17 protein-coding genes are annotated in these 21582 nt (G+C 48.2%); 8 read left to right on the forward strand and 9 right to left on the reverse strand.

Going from position 1 to position 21582, the window contains the following annotated elements:
• The first annotated feature begins 203 nt into the window (after positions 1-203).
• Entirely contained in the window at positions 204-1754 is a 1551-nt protein-coding gene (locus tag J2X05_RS08190; protein WP_310071080.1) for a lytic transglycosylase, read from the forward strand.
• Between the two features lie 73 nt (positions 1755-1827).
• Here the strand turns inward: J2X05_RS08190 and ttcA are convergent, their stop codons facing one another.
• The gene (ttcA, locus tag J2X05_RS08195; RefSeq protein ID WP_310071081.1) at positions 1828-2733 is read right to left on the reverse strand and encodes a tRNA 2-thiocytidine(32) synthetase TtcA; all 906 of its coding nucleotides are present in this window, start codon (positions 2731-2733) and stop codon (positions 1828-1830) included.
• A 286-nt stretch (positions 2734-3019) separates the two neighbouring features.
• On the opposite strand from ttcA, the gene J2X05_RS08200 reads away from it, so the two are divergent.
• From J2X05_RS08200 to bioA, 3 genes are all read left to right on the forward strand, one after another.
• Positions 3020-3835 (forward strand): flagellar brake protein, encoded by an 816-nt coding sequence (locus J2X05_RS08200; protein WP_310071082.1) that lies wholly within the window; start codon positions 3020-3022, stop codon positions 3833-3835.
• Positions 3836-3986: 151 nt separating this feature from the next.
• Positions 3987-5558: a methyl-accepting chemotaxis protein gene (locus tag J2X05_RS08205; RefSeq protein WP_310071083.1), complete on the forward strand. Its 1572-nt coding sequence runs from the start codon at positions 3987-3989 to the stop codon at positions 5556-5558.
• Positions 5559-5659: 101 nt separating this feature from the next.
• A complete protein-coding gene (bioA, locus tag J2X05_RS08210; RefSeq protein WP_310071085.1) occupies positions 5660-6964 on the forward strand; it encodes an adenosylmethionine--8-amino-7-oxononanoate transaminase in 1305 nt (434 codons plus the stop codon).
• An 83-nt stretch (positions 6965-7047) separates the two neighbouring features.
• Here the strand turns inward: bioA and J2X05_RS08215 are convergent, their stop codons facing one another.
• The 5 genes from J2X05_RS08215 to adk form a co-directional block, all read right to left on the reverse strand.
• A complete protein-coding gene (locus tag J2X05_RS08215) occupies positions 7048-8058 on the reverse strand; it encodes a tryptophan--tRNA ligase (protein ID WP_310071087.1) in 1011 nt (336 codons plus the stop codon).
• Positions 8059-8162: 104 nt separating this feature from the next.
• Complete coding sequence (locus tag J2X05_RS08220) at positions 8163-9191, reverse strand: cyclic nucleotide-binding domain-containing protein (RefSeq protein WP_310071090.1); 1029 nt, start codon at positions 9189-9191, stop codon at positions 8163-8165.
• Between the two features lie 252 nt (positions 9192-9443).
• The gene (locus J2X05_RS08225) at positions 9444-10781 is read right to left on the reverse strand and encodes a M18 family aminopeptidase (protein ID WP_310071093.1); all 1338 of its coding nucleotides are present in this window, start codon (positions 10779-10781) and stop codon (positions 9444-9446) included.
• 17 nt (positions 10782-10798) lie between these two features.
• Complete coding sequence (gene tsaB / locus J2X05_RS08230) at positions 10799-11506, reverse strand: tRNA (adenosine(37)-N6)-threonylcarbamoyltransferase complex dimerization subunit type 1 TsaB (protein WP_310071094.1); 708 nt, start codon at positions 11504-11506, stop codon at positions 10799-10801.
• Between the two features lie 93 nt (positions 11507-11599).
• Positions 11600-12253, reverse strand: a complete 654-nt coding sequence (adk, locus tag J2X05_RS08235; RefSeq protein WP_310071098.1) for an adenylate kinase — start codon at positions 12251-12253, stop codon at positions 11600-11602.
• Between the two features lie 291 nt (positions 12254-12544).
• On the opposite strand from adk, the gene J2X05_RS08240 reads away from it, so the two are divergent.
• Positions 12545-13015, forward strand: coding sequence for an Lrp/AsnC family transcriptional regulator (locus J2X05_RS08240; RefSeq protein WP_310071099.1), 471 nt, complete (start codon positions 12545-12547; stop codon positions 13013-13015).
• Between the two features lie 80 nt (positions 13016-13095).
• On the opposite strand, the gene J2X05_RS08245 is transcribed toward J2X05_RS08240, so the two are convergent.
• The 3 genes from J2X05_RS08245 to J2X05_RS08255 all read right to left on the reverse strand — a co-directional run bounded on the left by J2X05_RS08245 (position 13096) and on the right by J2X05_RS08255 (position 18110).
• Positions 13096-14751, reverse strand: a complete 1656-nt coding sequence (locus J2X05_RS08245) for a methyl-accepting chemotaxis protein (protein WP_310071101.1) — start codon at positions 14749-14751, stop codon at positions 13096-13098.
• 147 nt (positions 14752-14898) lie between these two features.
• Positions 14899-16362 (reverse strand): NAD-dependent succinate-semialdehyde dehydrogenase, encoded by a 1464-nt coding sequence (locus J2X05_RS08250; protein ID WP_310071103.1) that lies wholly within the window; start codon positions 16360-16362, stop codon positions 14899-14901.
• A gap of 8 nt (positions 16363-16370) precedes the next feature.
• Positions 16371-18110: a potassium/proton antiporter gene (locus tag J2X05_RS08255; RefSeq protein ID WP_310071104.1), complete on the reverse strand. Its 1740-nt coding sequence runs from the start codon at positions 18108-18110 to the stop codon at positions 16371-16373.
• A 209-nt stretch (positions 18111-18319) separates the two neighbouring features.
• Between J2X05_RS08255 and J2X05_RS08260 the strand changes: the two genes are divergently transcribed.
• The 3 genes from J2X05_RS08260 (at position 18320) to J2X05_RS08270 (ending at position 21502) form a co-directional block, all read left to right on the forward strand.
• Complete coding sequence (locus J2X05_RS08260; RefSeq protein ID WP_310071106.1) at positions 18320-20317, forward strand: VacB/RNase II family 3'-5' exoribonuclease; 1998 nt, start codon at positions 18320-18322, stop codon at positions 20315-20317.
• Positions 20318-20352: 35 nt separating this feature from the next.
• A complete protein-coding gene (locus J2X05_RS08265) occupies positions 20353-20814 on the forward strand; it encodes an EVE domain-containing protein (protein ID WP_310071108.1) in 462 nt (153 codons plus the stop codon).
• Positions 20815-20962: 148 nt separating this feature from the next.
• Positions 20963-21502, forward strand: coding sequence for a PEP-CTERM sorting domain-containing protein (locus tag J2X05_RS08270; protein ID WP_310071110.1), 540 nt, complete (start codon positions 20963-20965; stop codon positions 21500-21502).
• Positions 21503-21582 lie beyond the last annotated feature (80 nt).

Genomic DNA, 21582 nt, shown 5'->3' on the forward strand with positions numbered 1-21582 from the left:
TCCGAATTAGGCGTTGACCCATGCGACGCCTGCACCTAGAATCCGAGATCCACAGCCCCAGGGAGGGCGAAGGTAATCACTAAATAGCCGTTATTTGGCGAATTAATAGGATGAAAATCCTAAGACGCAAGAATAAAGAAGGCCAAAATCAACCGGATTTTCCAACCCTTCGGGGTGGAAAAGCAACCCTGACAAGTGACCCTATGAACCATCAAAACCGCTCCCCGCTGTTGCTACTCATCTGCTTTGCCTGGATTATTGCGTTGGCTGGCTGTAGCACCTTGAAAAAGACCGATGAACCCGTTGCTGATACCAGCACCACAGAACCCGCCACTCCACCCGAAGAATCCGAACTGGGTGCAAAACTCCGAGAACACACCGGTGATTACGGCAATCTCTGGGAAGAAATTGCAGATGGGTATAGCTTTCCCGAAATCAGTGATGCCAAGGTCAACAAAAATCTGCGCTGGCTTTCCAACAATCAGCGCTACCTTGATCGAGTAACAGAACAAAGCAAACCCTACCTCTATTATGTTGCGAATGAACTGCGTGAAAACGGATTACCAATGGAACTGGCGCTCCTTCCCATCGTTGAAAGTGCTTATGACCCTTTTGCCTCATCACCCAGCAAGGCTCTTGGCGTTTGGCAGTTTATGCCACAGACCGGGCGCAATTTCGGACTCAAGCAAAACCATTGGTATGACGGTCGTCGCGATATAGTTGCTTCCACCGATGCCGCCGTACGCTACCTTAAACGTCTGAATACCATGTTTAATGGCGATTGGCTGTTGACCATCGCCGCTTACAACGCAGGTGAAGGCACCATTCGCCGCGCGATTGAAAAAAACCGCAAACAAGGCAAGGGGACAGATTTCTGGTCGCTGCCGTTATCGCAACAAACCCAATCCTATGTTCCGCAATTGCTCGCGCTCTCCAAGGTGATAGCTAACCCCGAAAAATATGATCTGGAGCTGGGTGAAATTTCCAATAACCCTTACTTCACCACTGTGAACGTGAGCGCACCAATTGACCTTGCCCAAGCGGCACGCATGGCGGAGATTGACCCTAAAGAGCTGCGCAATCTCAATGCGGGCTACAACAAATGGATCACTGATCCCACTGGTCCGCACCAACTTCTTGTGCCTGTTGCCGATGCCGCGCAATTTACTCTGAACCTCGACAAGCTTCCCAAAATCGCCACCATGCAAGTAGCTGGCGATTACAAAGTAAAATCCGGTGATACTCTTGGTGCAATCGCCAAACGTTTTGGAACCAGTGTTGCTGCAATTCAATCCGCTAATAATCTCAAATCATCACAATTAAAAGTTGGCCAAAGTTTAAGCATTCCCGGCCAGTCGCCGATGAGCTCGCCCTATGCAATCCAAGCAGAACAAGAGATAGCCCAGCGCTCACAAAAAAATACCGGCACCTACTACACCATCGAATCGGGCGACAGTTTTTGGACCATCGCCAGAAAACACGATACCAGCGTTAAGAATTTGCTGAAGTGGAATGAATTACCGGCTAACGCAAAATTAAAACCGGGACAAAAATTATTAGTGGTCAATAAAACTGCTACCCAACCTGCAGATAACAAAATCACTTATCAAATTAAAAGCGGCGATACCCTACACAAAATTGCCAGCAAATTTGATGTATCCAAAAAAGATATTTTGAACTGGAATAAAGTGAAAGATGAAAGCTACATTCATCCAGGTCAAGAATTAACGATTTATCTCACCGCCAAAAATTAATTTTTATTAATTTACAATGAAAAAAGGCCTGATTTTTCAATCAGGCCTTTTTCACGGATATCGCTAACTTTTCTCAATGAATATCCAACACATCAACATACTGAACCGAATTGTCAGTAAGGGGTGCCAGCGACAATATGCTGCAAGAATCCGTGCCGGAATCATCAACAGATGCATCTTTGTTGGTTTTCAGATTTACAAAATCAAATAAATTCAAATCTGCCAACTGCGATGGTTGCACATTGCGGATTGCGGAAAAAATCGTTTCGGTACGGCCAGGAAATTGGCGCTCCCACTGTTGCAACATATCCTTCACCACTTGGCGCTGCAAATTTTCCTGCGACCCGCAAAGGTTGCACGGAATAATGGGAAAACCTTTCAATTCGGCAAAGTGCGCAATGTCCTCTTCGGCACAATAGCTCAGCGGGCGAATGACGATATTGCGCTTGTCATCCGCCAATAATTTGGGCGGCATGGCTTTTAATTTGCCACCGAAAAACATATTCAAAAATAGGGTTTCGATAATATCGTCGCGGTGATGGCCAAGCGCGATTTTGGTCGCGCCTATCTCATCGGCAAAACCATAGAGCGTACCGCGGCGCAAACGCGAACAGAGTCCGCAGGTAGTCTTGCCTTCCGGAATCACTTCTTTGACGATGCTGTAGGTATCGCGCTCGATGATATGGTAAGGCACACCCACCTGCTCAAGATAGGCAGGCAGAACGTGCTCAGGGAAACCCGGTTGTTTCTGGTCCATATTGACCGCAACCAGCTCAAACGAAATGGGCGCAGTCTTTTGCAGACTCATCAAGATATCCAGCATCGTGTATGAATCCTTACCACCTGATAGGCACACCATCACCTTGTCGCCATCTTCGATCATGTTGTAATCGACTATCGCTGAACCGGTCAAGCGGCGCAGACGCTTTTGCAGCTTGTTAAATTCAAGGCGATCTTTGCGTTCGTGTAACTCTTTCATGGACTCATAACTCGTGCGGGAGGGTAGATCAAACGGCGACTGGGTCGGCGAGCGGCGCATTGTACGGATTTTGCGCGCAAGTTGAAATCAATCACCGGAACGCGGCAAGGCATTGCCGGTCTATAATTCCGGAATTGCAGGCTAAATGGTTGAAACAGCAGCAAGCCCCGCCCGCACACCTTATCAAACTGGCATCTCAAGTATCTGGCATAGGGCTTGCTCTTACCCCTATCAAACCCCGCTGAAATTAACTCCGGGGGAGAATCTTTGCCGCGAGGAGGTAGTAATGTCGTTTCTCGATAAACTGTTCAAGAAAAGTTTTCGCTCTTCTGTCACACACCAGACCCCAGAGCTAAAAAATCCGCTTACGGAGCAGGACGGCATATCTCCGGAGAGTCATATTCCCGACCAGTATCTCCCACTCTGGGAGCTGCTAAAACAACGACAACTGCTGGAGGTAAAAATCACAGGCGCCAGCCGCGTTTATCAAAGTATGATCCTGGCAATTGATGTTGAGCGCGGCCTATTATGGCTGGACGATCTGTTTCCCCAACAGCATATATTGGACGCGGGTGACGAGATCACTTTGCGCCATCACCGCAATGGCGAGCAACTTGTCATTCGTGCACATATTGTCGCCATGGGTTCAACATATAATGCTTCTGGCTTTGCAATCACCCTGCCCGAATTCGTCTACTACATGCCCAGACGCAGCTCCCCGCGTTATATCATCGGCCACCAATCACCGCTCTCAGTAAAAATTCGTACCCTCGGGCAGGAGCCAAGCTATGGCACCCTGCAAGATATTTCCACAGGCGGCCTGCGCCTGATAATAGCAGGCAACATGCTTCCCTACTTGCGCCATGGCGCGCTCTTGCCTATGTGCGAAGTCGATATCAACGATGAATTACAGATCCGCTGCCGCGCGCGTATCTGCGCCTTTCGTATCGGCCGTAGCCCTTATCGCCACACTCAAATTAGTGTCGAGTTTATCGATATGGAGGAAGAGACGCGCACCGCTCTCGCCCGATTTCTGCGCGAATCGCAACTCGTCCATGGCAAACTCTACGCTCCCCAGTCAACCAACACCCGAGCCGCCTGAAAACTAAATGGCTATAAGGCAACTAGAGATTCGCCAATTTTGGACTAGGCTTGAAAAACCAAGATAGATGATCTGCTCGTGAGTTTTTTGCAATTTGACAAAAACAGGGCACGAAAGATCAAGTTTTTGTCGATATTTCAGGAATTCACTCATGCGCAATAATGGTCATGTAACCGGCAGGGAAGTACACCTTTCCAACCACGAAGAAATCGTCTCCTCCTCTAACCTGCGCGGCGATATCGAATTTTGCAACGAAACGTTTTGCCGCATTTCCGGCTACAGCAGTGAAGAATTGCTCAACCAACCGCACAACATTTTGCGCCACCCGCAAATGCCGCCAGCGGCATTCGGTATGCTCTGGACAGCATTAAAAGCCGGTAAGCCCTGGATGGGGATAGTTAAAAACCGCTGCAAAAATGGTGACCATTATTGGGTCGATGCCTATATCACCCCACTGCGCGAAAAGGGTCAGGTGTATGGCTATGAATCCGTGCGCGCCAAAGCAGACCCCAATCTGGTTCGCCGTGCGGAATATGTCTATGAACGCTTGAACCAAGGTAAACCACCCTATTCGTCCTGGGAAAAATTTTGGAGTGACTTTGGCGGTAGCACCCTCATTGCACTGACAAGCTGGATATTGTTACTTGTCGCTACCGGCATGTTCGCTTCGCTTTCAATCACCTCAGTCATAGCTACTGCCGTAATCGCAGTTATCATCGGCGGCACTGCGCAAGTGCTGCAACAAAACCGTATTGCACAGGCATTACAAGAGGCCCGCAACACCATCAACGATCCTTTTGCCGCTTATATTTACACCGGTCGCTGCGATGCTATGGGTGAAATTGAACTGGCGCAACACGCCATAAAATCGCGCTTGCGTACTGCACTCGGGCGCTTTGGTGAGTCAGCCAAAGAGCTGCAACACAAAGCAGGGGCAGCTCATCATCACGCGCGCAAAACCTACGAAGGTATGAGCGCCCAGCAACAAGAGACCGCGGGTGTTGCCACCGCAATGCAGCAAATGGCGTTGGCGGTGCAAGAGGTCGCAAGCGGCGCAAACCAAACATCGATGGCGACCGGAGCGGCGATTGGAGAAGTGGACAAAGGCAATCTTGTTATTGAAGGTGCCCGCCACGCAATTGATGATTTATCAAAAACCGTTGGCAACCTCGGTAGTGTGCTCAATAAATTGAGCGAAGACAGTAGCAAAATTGCCAATGTGGTTGATGTGATTCGCGGGATCGCCGAACAAACCAACCTACTTGCACTGAACGCAGCAATTGAAGCCGCGCGTGCAGGTGAACAGGGGCGGGGCTTTGCGGTAGTGGCCGATGAAGTGCGCTCGCTGGCGCAGAGAACGCAAGAATCCACCGGTGACATCCAACAAATCATCGGCAACCTGGGCAAAGCCACTGAAGACGCCAGTCTCAACATGAAAAATTGTTTAGATCTAGCCGATCGCAGCGTGCATGAAATGAGCAATGTCCGTACTGCGCTGGATTCGATTTCTCACTCAGTCAACACGATTGACCAGATGTCCCACCAAATTGCCACAGCGGCAGAAGAACAATCTTCTATGGCATTGGAAATTGAACGCAACACTCAATCGATTGCGCGCATTTCCGATCAAACACAACAAGAGATCAGTATTGCTGACGGGCTGAATAGCGAAATGGATAAACTCTCGCATAAACAACTGGATTTGATCATCAGATTTAATTAATACCCAGCCTAATAAATGAAATTGATTCAGCTTTTTGCAAAAAATTTCGTTAAGCTTGGGCAAGGCAGATAATTATTTTGTGCGAATGATGTGGAATTCCCATGATATACACCCAAGAAATTGCCAACCATGATTTGCTGCGTTTAGACCGCGCCCATGTGTGGCACCCCTACACCTCGTTTACCCAACCGGGCATGATCACAGCAGTGAGCCATGCGCAAGGCGTGGAATTACATTTGGCCGACGGTCGAGTGTTAATCGATGGCATGTCCTCTTGGTGGAGCACATTGCATGGCTACAATCATCCAGTATTAAATCAGGCAGTCATTGATCAACTGGGCAAAATGGCGCATGTGATGTTTGCCGGCGTCACTCACGAGTCCGCGGTAAAACTCGCCACTACCCTCGCCAAAATCACCCCAGAGGGTTTGAACAAAGTTTTCTTTTCAGATTCAGGTTCAGTCGCCGTCGAAGTTGCGCTCAAAATGGCAATTCAATATTGGCATTCACAGGGCCAAGCGCAGCGCACCATGTTTTTGACCTTGAAACGCGGATACCACGGCGATACTTTTGGCGCTATGTCAGTATGCGACCCGCAATCGGGAATGCACCACTTGTTTCATCATGCACTCTCACATCATTTGTTTGCCGAAGCTCCACCCTGCGGTTTTGATGATCCATTCCAAGAATCACACATCGCAAAATTTGCACAGATGATCCAGCAGCATCGCCAAAAAATTGCAGCAGTAATTCTCGAACCCATTGTCCAGGGCGCTGGCGGCATGCGTTTTTATTCACCGGATTATTTGCGCCGCGTGCGCGAACTCTGCGATAAAAACGAAATTTTGTTGATCGTCGATGAGATTGCCACCGGTTTTGGTCGTACGGGAAAATTATTTGCGTGTGAACACGCGGGCATCAGCCCGGATATTTTATGCATCGGCAAAGCGCTCACCGCTGGCTATATCACCCTCGCAGCGACACTCTGCAACGATAAAATCAGTAACGGTATCTGCAAGGGCGAGAACGGCATTTTTATGCACGGCCCCACCTATATGGCCAACCCACTCGCCTGCGCTGTTGCCAACGCCAGTATCGATTTATTACTCAACTCCGATTGGCAAACGACCGTTGCCAATATCGGCCAACAAATGCGCGCAGAATTAGCGCCCTGCAAGGATTTTTCCTACGTTAGCGATGTGCGCGTACTGGGTGCGATTGGCGTGGTCGAGCTGGAGAATGCGGTGGACACCAGCAAGTTAATGCCAATGTTTGTAGAGTTGGGCGTATGGATAAGACCATTCGGCAATGTTATTTATTTAATGCCCCCGTTTATTATCAGCAAAGATCAATTAAGCAAATTGACTTCGGCAGTATTAAAAGTGGTGGCGACACTAACCAAGTAATTATCACCACAATAACACTAACAACACAATAAAAAATCCCCGCCGTTTACACGTGCGGGGATTTTTTATTGCACAAAATACAATTATTTTATTTTGCGAATCCCAACAGCCTCGCGCACTTTTTCCAGCAACGGCTGACTGTAAGCTCGCGCTTTTGCGGCGCCTTTTTGCAGCACTTCTTCAATATGGACGGGGTTTGCCAAAAGCGATTCATACTTATCACGCGCCTCCGCTAACTGACCATTGATCAATTCAAACAATTGGCGTTTTGCTTCGCCCCAGGCAATACCTTCTGCAAACTGTTGGCGCAACTGCGCAGTTTGTTCTGGTGTCGCGAATGCCTGCCAGATTTGAAATACCGGGGAAGTATCAGGATCTTTTGCCTGACCTGGTTCAAGTAAATTGGTAAGGATTTTATTAATCGATTTTTTCAGTTGTTTTTCCGGCAAAAATAACGGAATGGTATTGCCGTAACTCTTGCTCATTTTGCGGCCATCCAACCCTTGTAATACCGCATTCACATTGTCATCCACTTGCGCCTCTGGCAACACAAAATGTTCACCGTAGTGATGATTAAAACGTGCGGCAATATCGCGGGCCATTTCGATGTGTTGGATTTGGTCGCGACCTACAGGAACTTTATTGGCATTGAACATTAAAATATCGGCGGCCATTAAAATCGGGTAGGAATACAACCCCATAGTAATACCGTAATCAGTATCTTCACCGGCTTCGAGATTTGCATCAACTGATGCTTTATAGGCGTGGGCGCGATTCATTAACCCTTTCGCTGCATTGCAGGTAAGAACCCAACACAGCTCGGGAATTTCCGGCACATCAGATTGGCGATAAAAAATCGCGTTGTCGGTATCCAGCCCCAATGCCATCCATGTAGCGGCAATTTCACGGGTGGATTGATGAACCAGATCCGGATCCTGGCATTTGATCAGCGCATGAAAATCCGCCAAAAAATAAAAGGACTGCACATTTGCACTTTGGCTCGCCTGAATAGCGGGACGAATGGCGCCAACGTAATTGCCGAGGTGCGGAGTGCCTGTGGTGGTAATGCCGGTTAATACGCGTTGTTTACTCATGATGCCCTATCTCTATCGATGGATAGCCAGTTGGTGTGGCGATAAAAATCAGGGCGCCATCATACAGGCAAGCCACAAAAATTTGCAGCTTGCTTGAGCCGGCATTACAAACCAGAGTAGTAGCGAGCAGAATCGCGCAGGATGCAACTGTCAAAGCCTGCCTGGGTCAACAGGTGCGAGGCTACGTCGCAGCGGCGGCCGGAATCGTCGGTGATTACATAGGTCACTGTATCATCCAGATTTTTGAGATTGTTGCGCAATTGGTTGAGCGGGATATTGCGGCTATCAGGAACAGCTTGGGCACGCCGTTCAAGTGGCAAACGTACATCGAGGATTTGATAAGCAGGTTGATCCGTCGCACGCGCTTTGAGATCCTCGGCGCTCACATATTTAAGCACCGGCTCTTGCAGCAACTCACGGAAATCTTCTTTATCCAAGCGCATTACCTTGCCGGGAGTAATCATTTTTACGGTGGCATTGCGCGTGGTATCACCAACCAATGCCTCCTCACCAAAATAATGACCGGGGCGCAGCGCCGCCAAAATCTTTCCCGCCGTATCCATCACCATCGCACTACCGGATTCCAGCACGTAAAAATAATCACCGCGTTCGCCCTGCTTGATAACAACTTCATCGGCCAATACTTTTTGCGCCTTGAAACGGATAAACAGTTGGCGAATATTCGCCGGAGGTAAGCGACTAAATAATGGGGACTGCAATAGCGATGACATCCAATCGCTGTCATCGTGCAGGCTCACACCCGATAAATCAGCCTCTTCATCGCTGGATTCACTCCAGGCAAGCACCAGATCGAGAAAATCGCTATCAACCGACAAGAGGGTGACATCGGACTTGGCGACAGCAGAGACCTGGGTTGGTTGGGTGATATTGAGCGGCGAACGACGTGATTCACTCGCAGGGTTGATGGTATTCACTTGAAAGCTGGAATCAATAAGATCTACCGTACCACTGACCAAATACACTTTTTCAGGAAACGGGCGACCCCGTTTAAAAATGATCGCTCCCTTGGTGATTTCCCGTAGTGCGGCTTTCTCGGCAACCTGTACCAAATATTCATGATTGAGGGTATTAAAAGGCGCAAAAGACGCTAATACATCAAGGCTAATCGCCATTTTCGACTCCACTAAACTCTAATCAGGATCATTCAACGCTAATCACAAAGGCTTAATTCTGACTATCGATAAAATAATAAATTGTTTTTTATTAGAGAAATATGCGCGAGTATAAACAGCCGACAGCTACAAGAGTCAGGCTTGTCGTCAGTATTAGTACTGGATCACAGCCGGATTGCGAGCGGTTGCACTTTCATCACAATAATACAACCGCTCAGCCAAAAAGACTTGCTCAAAGTTTCTGCACACCCATTAGCTGCGGGAAATTAAGGCAAAAGGTGCTTTGCTATAGCTAAAAAATTCAACTGCCGCTTTATAGAGATACCAGCCATCACGGGCACCTGCGAGCTCGCGGATGGAGTGCATGGCAAAGGTGGGCGATCCAACATCAATCGTTTTCACTCCAACCTCTGATGCCACCACCGGGCCGATAGTACTGCCGCAACCCATATCAGTACGCGCCACAAATTCTTGCACCGGCACCTCCGCCGCTTCACACAGCAGGCGGAAGAAGGCGCTGGTTTCACTGGTCGTTGCATACCGCTGGTTGGCGTTGACTTTGATAACCGGGCCGCGGTTCAACAGCGGGCCATGGTTTTCATCGTGCTTATCCATAAAGTTAGGATGAATACCGTGGGCATTATCGGCCGATATCATCATCGATCGCTCAATCACGCGCGCGCGCGTTTCACCATCGGGCAATAGCCGCTCAAGAAACTGTTGCAACATCGGGCCTTTGGCTCCGCAGCAAGAAGCGCTGCCAACCTCTTCATGATCAGTGCAAATCAACAGGCTGGAAACTTGATCATCAGCTTCAAGTAAAGCTTGCAACCCAATGAAACAACTCAATAAATTATCAAGCCGCGCACTGGCGATAAAATCTTGCTCAAAACCAATTATGGCCGGTGGCTGGGTATCGTAAAGGCTGATCTCGTAATCCAGCACTTGTTTGATTGCGAGATCCGGCTGCTGCCGCAGCAACTCGGCGTGCAACAATCCGCGAAAGTCCGGCAAGGCCGCATCTTCAGCGGGAAGCTGCAACAACAGCGGCACTATATCTTTTTGCGCATTGATTGAACGGGCATTGTTGGCTTCGCGATCCAGATGTATGGCAAGGCTCGGTACCACCGCGACAGGGCGCTCAAAATCAACCAATGCACTGGCGATTTGATCGGATTGATCGCGGTATGTCACCCGCCCCGCCATGGATAAATCACGGTCATACCAAGGAGCCAACAAAGCACCGCCATAGACCTCCACACCCAGCTGAAAATAACCGCGACGATTTAGCTCTGCACGCGGTTTCACTTTCAAACAAGGGCTATCGGTGTGGGCACCCAGCATGCGGATACCTGAGTCCAACAACGGTGATTTACCGTACACAAACGCAATAATCGATGAATCATTGCGCATCACCAGATAGCGCTTGCCAGGCTCAAGCTGCCAGATATCACCCTCATAAAGCGGGATAAAACTAGCCGCCAACAATTTGCCTGCGATATTTTTAGTGGCATGAAAAGCTGTGGGGGATGAGTACAGGAACTCGAGCAAACCGGTGTTGAAATCCACCATGGAACAAGAGGCAGTCATAATAAACTCACCAAAATCTAGTTGGGATTACGAATACGCTGGCGCTTTTGCCAGGAGATAGTATCGCGCAAATACACTGGCTGGGCATCGAGTACATCAATCGCACCACCGGCAGACCATACTTGCGCGGCAATTACAGCCATATCTTCAGCTTGGGGTTGGGAATCAACCACTATAGTGGATGCGGCCAGCACCTGCATTGCCGGATAATGCCATCCAGGTCCAGCAGCGATAAACTGCCCTGCCAGCGAACGGATAACATCTTGCTCAGACAGCAATTCAGGTTTCATTACAAACTCATCACTCAAGGCCGAGACTGAATCCCCTGTACGGGTAAATAAGCCCCAGTAAACCTCATCCATACGAGCATCTAACGACACTAATACAGGCAAGCTAACCTCAGGATTTGCGCGGTAAAAACCTAATGCCATTGCCTCCAAAGTGGATACAGGGATCACTGGCAACTGCGCACCAAATGCCAAGCCCTGCACTATTCCCATACAAATCCGCAATCCGGTAAATGAACCCGGTCCGCGGCCAAAGGCAATAGCATCAAGGTCATGTAACTTGAGGCTATTGTCGCCCAGCAACTCATCCACCATCGGCAACAACCGTTGGGTATGGCTTTTGGCGGCCAGCTCAAACCGGACATCCAGTTGTCCATTGGCATAGAGTGCGACAGAGCAAGCATCAGTCGAAGAATCCAGGGCGAGAATCAGGCTCATAGGAGGAACACAGAAAAATTGACAGTAAACACAATGAAACACGGGACAAAAAAATAGGCTCCGTAGAGCCTAGTTTTGCTGTATTGATTTAGATTAACCCAATACAGTCAGCAGTTGCTGGCGAATTGAATCGACGCTGCCAATACCGCTAATACGGGTGTATTTGGGCACTTTGGTTTTACCTGAAGCCGCAAGGCCTTGGTAGAAACCGACTAGTGGTTCAGTTTGGTCATGGTATACACCCAAACGCTTGCGCACGGTCTCTTCGGTATCATCAGGGCGCTGGATCAGCGGCTCACCCGTCAGATCATCGTGCCCGGCTACTTTAGGTGCATTGTGAATAACGTGGTACACGCGGCCAGAGGCTTCATGCACTCGGCGGCCACTCAAGCGGGACACAATCTCTTCATCTGCCACATGAATTTCAATCACGTGATCGATATCGACACCGGCATCCAACATCGCTTGCGCTTGGGGGATGGTGCGTGGAAAACCATCAAACAAGAAACCATTGGTGCAATCGCTGGAGGCAATGCGCTCTTTTACCAGGGAGATAATCAGATCATCCGGTACCAGACCGCCAGCGGCCATAATGTCTTTCGCCTGCAAGCCCAAGGATGTGCCTGCTTTTACAGCGGCACGCAACATATCACCAGTGGAGATTTGCGGAATGCCAAACTTCTCCATGATCAGTTGCGCCTGAGTACCCTTACCAGCACCGGGCGCGCCCAACAATATCACTCTCATCTCGGATTGCTCCTCAGCATTATTTTTATCGGGCCAAATGGGGAATACCCTTGTCCTCGAACACGGCACAAAATGCCCAACAAAAGAGGCGTTACGATACACGCCCATGACCCCAATCACAATATGCCGGTTGAGCCTCTTCCTAGAAAAGCACCATAAGATGGCAATTTTTAATATATCACCGAGTTAATTAGGACGTTACTGTTAAATACATCCTCAATTTATTGTCATATGAAAATTTTCATCCTAGAATGCCTCAATATCAATCATGCTTTTCAGGATTACTTTTTCATGGCCAAGTCAGTAGAACTCGATGAATATGATCGCAAGATCTTGCGCGCCCTTCAGGAGAATGCCGATTACTCAATGGCAGACTTAGGCAATATGATTGGCCTGTCGCACACGCCCTGCTGGCGCCGCCTTAAACGGCTGGAAGTAGAAGGAGTGATTCGCGGTAAAGTGACCCTGCTTGACCCCAAACTGCTTAACCTGGGGGTGACTGTCCACGCCTACATCACGATTAAAAACCACGATGCCAGCTCACTAGAAGCCTTTGAGGAAATGGTGCAGGCAATACCGGAAGTAGTTGAGTGCTACTCAACCAGCGGTGAAAAAGATTATGTCTTGCGGGTGGTGGTGGAAAGCGTAGAGCACTACGAACGACTGATGAAACAAACCCTGATCCATTTGCCGAATATTGGCTCGATCAATTCGGCGTTTGCGTTGAAGCAAGTGAAATTTACTACGCAGCTACCGATCTAGTATTTAAATCAAATTGCTCAAGCAATAAAAAACCGGGCGTCAACACCCGGTTTTTTTGTATCTCTACAATAAAGCTAGAATCACACCTTGAACTGCATCAGCAATTGGCGCAACTGGATAGACAATTCATTCAAACGCTGACTTTCCACTGCAGTTTTGGACGCGCCCTCTGCATTATTCATTGCCAACGAATTAATCTGCACCAAATTTTTATCAATTTCAGATGTAACTGAACTCTGCTCTTCTGCTGCTGTGGCGATTTGCAACGTCATATCTGAAATTTGTTTTACTGCCGTGCTTATTCCCGTTAATGAATCCCCTGCCTCAGTGGCAGAGGTAACCGCTTCTGAAGTCATAGCTGCACTACTACCCATTGCATCCACCGCATGTTGGACGCCCTGCTGCAGCTTACTCAACATTCCGTGGATATCAGTAGTCGACTGCTGTGTGCGGCTAGCCAGCGTACGCACTTCGTCAGCCACCACCGCAAAACCTCGCCCTTGTTCACCCGCACGCGCGGCTTCAATTGCCGCATTGAGCGCTAATAAATTGGTCTGTTCAGCAACACCGCGAATGACATCAATAACGGAAGTTACATTTTTCGCCTCTCCTTCCAAGCGCAACATAAACTCTGCGGTTTCACTAATCCGTGTAGCCAAACCTTGTACACGTTCAACGGCAAGATGGATACGCTCTTGGCCGCGATCAGTAATTGCCGTCGCTTCTTTGGTATTTTGCGCAGTATTGCTGGTATTGCGCGCAACCTCCTGAATCGCCATGGTCAACTCATTCACGGCGGTCACTACCATGGTAATTGCATGGCATTGGTCATCTGCAGCGCGCTGGCTATTGCTGGATACAACCAACAAAGACTCTGCCGCCTTGGAAACCTCTGCCGCATTCGCTAATACACTGCCAATGATGCGCTGTAGTTTTTCAATAAATTGATTGACGTTAGTAGCCAGCTGCCCCAATTCATCATTGGTGTTGACAGGTAAGCGAGCCGTTAAATCACCATCGCCTTCCGCAATATTTTGAATACGATGACTGATCTGGCGGACTTGATTGGCAACCAATATCGGCAAAAAATAAGCTGCCAATAAACTCACGAGCGTTCCAACAACCACTAACGCTAGTAACTGTGCAGAGCTGGTTGATTGGTTTTCATCGATTTGAACAGTGAATTGATCGACATGAGCCAAGCGCTTTTCTTGTAGTTCATCAATATAATCACGCAAATGTCCAAAAGCGTCGGCAGCGCTACCATAGGATTTTTGTAGCGCAGCTGTGCGGCTGGCTTCATCGGAAAGGCGTGCAGAATTGATAACGTCGGCGGCCTGAATTTTCCACGCATTGTAGCGCCGGGTAAACTCCTCCCGCTCGGCAGCAGTAGCCGTATCAGAAAGGTCAAGCGATTGATAAACCCGATCCTGCGCCTGCTTGGCGTTGTCGCCTTGCTCCGTGAATAAGTCTTGATGCTTGCTGCTATCGAGCTGCAACAACGCTCGCTCAGCAAGCAGCGATTGATAAAGGTCCCGATCAGCTTGTATCAGTAATTGAATTTCGGGCAAGTTAACCTTCGCAATAGTCGCCGCATTCCCGCCCAGCATTTTACTCGTACTGATCGCATGCAAGCCCATATACAACACCAGCACAACCAACAGAAGCAAAGGAAGTGTGAGCTTCCAACGTAAACTTAATCCTTGATACCAGCCAAACATGGCAAACCTCATCATTAATTTTCTATTGTGATGTATCAGATATGGATACTGATACGTTCAAGTTTAGTAAGGATTCGGAATTTAGCTACGGACAGGCTTTTATGCTGCAGAAATTTGTTGCAGATTTAACAGATGAAGGAAAAAACAATAGAAGGCTGGTAATTAAAAACGCTCACACAGGTATTTTACGCTCACATAATCATCGATACCGTAAAGCGAACCTTCCCTGCCCCAACCGGATTGTTTAATACCACCGAAAGGGGCCATTTCATTGGAGATGATGCCGGTATTAATCCCCAGCATCCCTGCTTCCAGCACTTCGGATAGATGTTTTATGCGTTTCGCATTCTGCGTGTAACAATAAGCAGCCAAACCAAACTCAGAGTCATTCGCAAATGCGATAACTTGTTGATCGGTGTCGAATGCAATCAATCCTGCTACCGGACCGAAAATTTCCTGACGAGTTAACGCTGAATCAGGAGAAACATTCAACAATAACGTCGGTGGATAAAAATTGCCTTGCGCCGCTTCAGTTAAATCAAGTGTGGCTTGATATGCGATATGTGCACCTCTTGCGAGCGCATCATCCACCAACACTTGCACTTTTTTTACCGCGGCTAACGAAATTAACGGACCAACACTTACACCCTCACCCATTCCGTTTCCGACCGACAGCAAATTCATTGCGGCGATTAATTTCTCACTGAATTGGGCGTAAACCGAGCGGTGTATATAAAAACGATTGGCACAAACACAAGTCTGCCCGGCATTGCGAAATTTAGAGACCATTGCACCAGCAACAGCCGCATCCAAATCAGCATCATCAAACACAATAAACGGAGCGTTACCACCCAACTCCAAGGTGATGCGTTTTACATCAGGGGCACATTGTTGGATTAATTGTTTACCCACTGCAGTCGAGCCCGTAAACGACAACTTCCGCACGAGTGGATTGCCCGTTAACTCCGAACCAATTGCAGCAGAATCAGCTCCCGTGACGATATTAATAACGCCCCCAGGAATACCCGCTTGCTGAGCAAGAAATGCCAGAGCTAACGCAGATAACGGTGTTTCAGCAGCAGGTTTAGCAACGACGGCGCAGCCAGCTGCTAATGCGGGAGCAATTTTTCGCGCTAGCATTGCGCAGGGAAAATTCCAGGGAGTGATTGTCGCAACAACACCGACGGGTTGTTTGATCACCAAAATCCGCTGATCAACACTGGGCGGAGCAATCACGTCCCCATAAATACGTTTAGCCTCTTCAGAAAACCATTCAATATAACTTGCGCCGTAAGCAATTTCCCCACGCGCTTCTGCCAAGGGTTTACCTTGCTCAATAGTAAGGATCTGCGCGAGATCATCCTGATGTTGCATTACCAGGTCAAACCATGCGCGCAATAACTGGCTGCGTTCTTTTGCCGTTTTTTGTGCCCATACCTGCTGTGTTCGAGCCGCTACAACTATCGCCCTGCGGGTTTCGGTAACACCCAAATCTGCAACCTGGGTAATAATTTCTCCAGTCGCGGGATTTTTTACTGCAAAGGTTTTATGCGTATCGGCGTTACACCATTCACCGTCGATAAATGCTTGCGTCCGCAAGAGCAATGAATTACGTAGATTAAACATCGGCTGCACTAATCATTGGATGGCATATTTTTTTTAACCACGGGTTTAACTCCGATCTTACGTACGCGGTTTCCTTCCACTTCGGCAATTGTCCAGAGCATTCCACTCCATTCGCTTTGATCACCTACTACCGGCTTTCCGCCCACCATTTGCCCAATCAACTCGCCTAGTGTTTTATGCTCTTCGTAGCCTTTCATATCCAACGCATACAGCATCGCCAGATCGCGCAACTCTGCATCGCCCTGAATAATAAAATCACCGAAGAAACTCAAATCCAGTGTACGTTTTGGGGCTTCACTAAATAATTTTCCGAGCGCTGGTAAATCCTGCTCATGGCCGATTACGCAGAGCACATCACCCGCCATCAAGCGCGTACTACCGGATGGGTGGAATAATTCTTTATCGCGAAATAATGCTGCTATGCGGGTATTTTCCGGCATATGCAACTCGCGCAATGCGGCACCAATACACCATTTCTCAGCCCCCAATTTATAGATGAACAATTCCCACTGGCTGGTGACATGAATTTCCAACCCAGCGCGTGAAAATGGCGAAGGCACAGCCGGGACAACAACTTTGGCTTTTTTGGCGGCCCAGCTTAATGTCGTTCCTTGCACCAGCAAGGACACCAACACAATAAAAAACGCTACATTGAAAAAAAGCTGCGCATTAGGAAGCCCCGCCATTAATGGGAACACCGCGAGAATAACAGGCACCGCACCGCGCAAACCAACCCAGGATATAAATGTGCGCTCTTTCAAGTTAAAACTGCGGAAGGGTAATAAACCGACAAAAATGGAAAGAGGACGAGCGAATAAAATCATCCAAAGCGACAGCAACAATGCTGGCACCGCGATGGGCAAAAGTTCACTGGGCGTAAGCAACAACCCCAACACCAAAAACATACCAATTTGGCTCAACCAGGCGAGGCCATCGAACATATGGAGGATGCCATGACGGTTTCGGATTGGTCGATTACCGATCAGCAAACCACACACATACACCGTCAGGATACCGCTGCCGCCGATAGCACCAGAAATCGCGTAGAGCATAATGCCGCCACTAACGGCTAATAGCGGGTACAAACCACCGGCAATCGACAGCCGATTGATCAGTTGCAATAGCAACCAACCGCCACCCAACCCCAGGGCGATACCTATCCCAAACTGCTGCACCAAACTGGTCAGCACGCCCCAGCTGAAGCTGGTTTCACCGGCGGCAAGCATGGCAATTAAGGTCACCGTCAGGAACATCGCCATGGGGTCGTTACTGCCCGATTCGATCTCCAGCGTTGAACCAACACGCTCATTAAGGCCTTTGCCATTCAATAAATTAAATACCACAGCGGCATCTGTCGAACCCACAATCGCGCCGATCAGCAAGCCTTCAAGTAAGGAGAGGTCGAACAACCAAGCGGCTGCAACGCCCGTTAAACCTGCTGTTATCATCACACCGACAGTCGCTAATGACAGCGCAGGCCAAAGCGCAACACGGAAAGTTGCTGCGCGGGTGCGCATACCACCATCCAAAAGGATAATTGCCAGCGCGAGGTTACTCACCAGATAAGCAGTAGAGTAATCATTAAAAACAATTCCACCGGGGCCATCCACTCCCGCAAGCATCCCCACCGCGAGGAAAATCACCAGAATTGGCACGCCCACACGGGTAGAAATAGAGCTCAGCAAAATACTGGCGGCGACCAAGAGGGCGCCAACGAGCAAAATATTGTTGATGGTAACTGCGTCCAAAACCTAACCCTTATCCAGAAATTCAATAAAAACAATAACTAACATTAAGGCGATTGTAACCCGATGGCGCCCAAGACTGTCAAAAGCATTACTGTTAACAATCAGTAAAGACTACTTTTACCAAAAAAATAGCTGCCCCAGATTTGCGCAACAGGCCAGTTAAATCGAGCTATAATCGCGCCATAATCCTTACCTATAAGTTGTATTACATGCTCAATAAAGATGCCCTGCAGCAACTCGCTCAATTAAAGTCCGCTATCGCTGTAACCAAAGATGTCGCACAAGGCCTGGTTCGCACCACCACCAAACGCTTTGGTTTTTTGATTCTCGACGACGGCCGCGAAGCCTTTATCGACCCCGACCAAATGATGCGCGTACTGCCTGATGACCGCGTCGAAGCGGAAATTACCACCAACAGCAAAGGCCAATTTGAAGCAAAATTAATCAAGCTGATCAAACCCGGCCTGACCGAATTTGTTGGCCGCTACGTGAACAAAGGCACCACCGATTTTGTGGAGCCAGACGTAAACAATTTTAATCGCTGGTTATTTATTCCACCGCAAGAGCGCAAAGGTTATAAAGTCGGCGATTTAATTCACTGCGAAGTTGCCCGTCACCCGTTCAATAGTGAAGGCAAAACCCAGATTCATATTCGCAACCGAATCGGCACCTTGGAAGAGCCTGGTGTAGAAAGCCGTTACAGCATCGCCAAATTCCAGATTCCGTTTGAATGGCAACCGGCCGCGCAAACTCAAGCAGGCGGAATTAATTGGTCGCCACTCACGTTTGAAAATGGTGAACTGGATTTAACCCACCTGCCCTTCGTCACTATAGATTCCGAAAATACGCGCGATATGGATGATGCTATTTATATCGCACCCAACGAAAATGGCTGGGAATTAATTACCGCTATTGCCGATCCCAGCAAACACATCAGTTTTGATAGCCCGCTGGAACAATCCGCGCGTGCGCGTGCAAGTACGCTTTATTTACTCGGCCAAACGGTGACTATGTTGCCGGTCGATTTATCGCACGATACTTACTCATTAGTACCGGAGCAAAAACGCCCTGCGCTGGTATGCCGCATGCAAATTTTGCACGATGGCACTATCAGCACATTTGAATTTATTGAAGCGCAAATTCGCTCGCATTTTAAATTGAGTTACCAGGGTGTATTCGATGCCCTGATGAGTACCGGCGAATCACTACTCGCCGCACCAGCGTTTATCCACGATATGCTCGTCGAATTGAAAGGATTTGCGCAAGCGCGTGCGCAATATCGCCAAGCGAATGCGTTGGTGATGGAGGAGCGCCCCGACTATTCCTACATTCTCAATGACCAAAGAAAAATTGATCACGTAGAAAAACGCGAACGTAATATCGCGCACCGCATGATTGAAGAGGCAATGCTGGTTACTAACCTCTGCGCAGGCGAATTATTTTTGCAGCATCCCGGCTACGGTATTTTTTCCAGTCACATCGGGTTTCGCCCGGAACGTATCAATGATGCGGTCGCACTGATTCAGGAAGACCGCCCGGATTTAACCATTGGCGACTTAACTCAGTTGGATAGCTTCCAAAAATTATTTAGCGAATTGCGCTCAAACCCGACAGGTAATCCTTTAAGCGCGAGCCTGCATTCACTCTTACAACGCATGCTGCAAGCTGGCTCATTAACCTTTGATCCCATTCCGCATTTTGGTTTGGGCTTTAAAGCTTATGCGATGGTGACCTCACCTATTCGCCGCTATAACGATCTGTTTAACCATCTTGCGATTAAACGCATATTGCGCGGCTTGCCAGCAGAAAATGTGGGCAATAAAAAACAATTTGCCGAACAGTTACAAAACCAACTCAACACTGGCCGCCAAGCATGTCGCTATGCGGAAACCTGGCTCGGTTGCCAATATGCGAAGCAGCACATTGGGAGTGTGCATCCCGCCAGTATCGGTTTGGTTAACTCGTTTGGTATCGGCGTAAAAATGGAAGATTGGGGTTTGGAAGGCTATGCACTACTAGCTCCCAAAGAGAGTGACATTAAAGCACAATTTGATTCACGTCGCCTAAGCCTGACAATTGAAGGCAAGACTTACAAACTCGATGAAAAAGTATTTGTGGTGATCAACGACGTTGATGTTGAGAAGCGCAAAATCAGCTTGGAATTAGTAACCGAAGAAACAGCACAGCGTTTGAGTGCATGGCTGTAGCAATCATAAATCCGTAGATGATTAAGGAGTGAGTGATGGCAAAAAAATACTGGCTATTTAAAGCAGAACCACACATCTACGGTATCGACCATCTCGCGGCTGCGCCCGATAAAATCGGCCGCTGGGATGGCATCCGCAATTACCAAGCCCGTAATTTTTTACGCGATCAAGTCGCATTGAATGATGAAGTATTTATCTATCACAGCAGTTGCAAAAATGTCGGCATAGTCGGCACCGCTAAAGTCGTAAAAACCGCCTACCCCGACCCAACCCAATTTAATCCGGAAAGCGATTATTACGATCCCAAATCAACACCAGAAAATCCGCGTTGGGTTTCGGTGGATATTAAGCTCACTAAAGTATTCCCGCGGTTGATTGCGCTAGCGGAAATCAAAGCGCAACCGCGATTAGAAAATATGATACTGGTAAAACAGAGTCGCTTATCAACACAACCGGTCACAGTTGATGAGTGGAAACTCATTAACGATTTGCTGTAGTCACTTTTTGATCAAACTGCTAACGCATTAGACCCCAGCAGAAACACGTCAATAAGCCCTTAAACAGCAGACCGAAATAATTTACATCAATTTAAGATTAAGGCTTAATTTTTGCCACCCGAACACGACAACCCCACAGGAAGTTGTTATGAAAAAACTCATTTCATCACTGTTAGTTACCGCAGTAATTACGGTGTGCACGCCAGCGTCCGCTTATACGATTAAAGCAGGTGAAATCTATGCAGGGACGAATGTGGGCAGCTTGGATACCTTGCTTGGGCAAACCCTCATGCAAGGCAATAGCAACCCCACCTCTGAAACTAACTGGGTCAACTCTTTACTAAACCCAGACACTACCTATGTCACCAAAACCAATAGCGTCGAGATTTACGCCACGACGGAATCCAGCTACGTATATGCTTTTGAATTGGCAGCTACACCTGGTTATTTTTTAGTAAAAAATGCCAAGTGGTGGGCACTCTTTGAAAACAATGCCAACGCCAGTTGGGGGGTGATTGACTTTTCACAACTCAATAGTGGATTCAAATTTAAAGATTTGGGAAATACGACAATTAGTCATGTTACTGAGTTTGGAAAATTCACCAGTGTCGCCGAGCCATCAGGTTTATTGTTGTTTGGATTAGGGCTTATAGGGCTGAGCGTTATGCGCCGCCGTCTTAAAATCTAATACCAGAGAATGTATTAATGAGAAAGGCCAGCAATTGCTGGCCTTTTCTTTTTAACAATCACTCCTTTTGCTTAACACAA

The sequence above is a fragment of the Cellvibrio fibrivorans genome (assembly GCF_031457055.1).
Lineage (GTDB): Bacteria > Pseudomonadota > Gammaproteobacteria > Pseudomonadales > Cellvibrionaceae > Cellvibrio > Cellvibrio fibrivorans.

Coding starts and splice junctions, on each gene's coding strand:
- J2X05_RS08240 (WP_310071099.1), top strand. CDS start 12,545: ATGGCCAAGTCAGTAGAACTCGATGAATATGATCGCAAGATCTTGCGC.
- bioA (WP_310071085.1), top strand. CDS start 5,660: ATGATATACACCCAAGAAATTGCCAACCATGATTTGCTGCGTTTAGAC.
- J2X05_RS08250 (WP_310071103.1), bottom strand. CDS start 16,362: ATGTTTAATCTACGTAATTCATTGCTCTTGCGGACGCAAGCATTTATC.
- J2X05_RS08205 (WP_310071083.1), top strand. CDS start 3,987: ATGCGCAATAATGGTCATGTAACCGGCAGGGAAGTACACCTTTCCAAC.
- adk (WP_310071098.1), bottom strand. CDS start 12,253: ATGAGAGTGATATTGTTGGGCGCGCCCGGTGCTGGTAAGGGTACTCAG.
- J2X05_RS08260 (WP_310071106.1), top strand. CDS start 18,320: ATGCTCAATAAAGATGCCCTGCAGCAACTCGCTCAATTAAAGTCCGCT.
- J2X05_RS08270 (WP_310071110.1), top strand. CDS start 20,963: ATGAAAAAACTCATTTCATCACTGTTAGTTACCGCAGTAATTACGGTG.
- J2X05_RS08265 (WP_310071108.1), top strand. CDS start 20,353: ATGGCAAAAAAATACTGGCTATTTAAAGCAGAACCACACATCTACGGT.
- J2X05_RS08245 (WP_310071101.1), bottom strand. CDS start 14,751: ATGATGAGGTTTGCCATGTTTGGCTGGTATCAAGGATTAAGTTTACGT.
- ttcA (WP_310071081.1), bottom strand. CDS start 2,733: ATGAAAGAGTTACACGAACGCAAAGATCGCCTTGAATTTAACAAGCTG.
- J2X05_RS08200 (WP_310071082.1), top strand. CDS start 3,020: ATGTCGTTTCTCGATAAACTGTTCAAGAAAAGTTTTCGCTCTTCTGTC.
- J2X05_RS08190 (WP_310071080.1), top strand. CDS start 204: ATGAACCATCAAAACCGCTCCCCGCTGTTGCTACTCATCTGCTTTGCC.
- J2X05_RS08220 (WP_310071090.1), bottom strand. CDS start 9,191: ATGGCGATTAGCCTTGATGTATTAGCGTCTTTTGCGCCTTTTAATACC.
- J2X05_RS08225 (WP_310071093.1), bottom strand. CDS start 10,781: ATGACTGCCTCTTGTTCCATGGTGGATTTCAACACCGGTTTGCTCGAG.
- tsaB (WP_310071094.1), bottom strand. CDS start 11,506: ATGAGCCTGATTCTCGCCCTGGATTCTTCGACTGATGCTTGCTCTGTC.
- J2X05_RS08215 (WP_310071087.1), bottom strand. CDS start 8,058: ATGAGTAAACAACGCGTATTAACCGGCATTACCACCACAGGCACTCCG.